Genomic DNA, 398 nt, shown 5'->3' on the forward strand with positions numbered 1-398 from the left:
TTGTCGCGCCAGGCGCCCTTGCCGTCCATGCTGATGGCGATCTTCGCGTCCAGCAGCACATCGGTGAACTCGAGGCTGGTGAACTGGCTGCCCTGGTCCGTGTTGAAAATCTCGGCCTGCCGTGCTTCGCCAACGCCTCCTGGACCGCTTCGACGCAGAAGGCCGCCTCCATTGTGATCGAGACGCGATGGGCCGACGCCTCGGATACAAAGTACTTTCGTTCGTCGGTGAACCGCACGGCCAGCTCGCGTGGCGACAGGTCAGGTAACTCCAGCGCCAGGTCGATGATCTAGCCCGTCCTATTCGTGAGAGTGCGTTTTCTAGTCCGATTGATGTGGCCGCACATCTGCTCTGACGAGGCGCACAGGATTGCCTTCGGCTTTTCGCCGCCTGACCAC

1 pseudogene is annotated in these 398 nt (G+C 61.3%); it reads right to left on the minus strand.

The features are described 5' to 3' along the window. Positions 1-193: pseudogene (locus tag QJT78_RS52225) on the minus strand (DDE-type integrase/transposase/recombinase); the annotation flags it as partial. Positions 194-398 lie beyond the last annotated feature (205 nt).

Origin of the sequence: Bradyrhizobium sp. Mp27, from assembly GCF_029953005.1 — a bacterium.
In the GTDB taxonomy this organism is placed as follows: domain Bacteria; phylum Pseudomonadota; class Alphaproteobacteria; order Rhizobiales; family Xanthobacteraceae; genus Bradyrhizobium; species Bradyrhizobium barranii.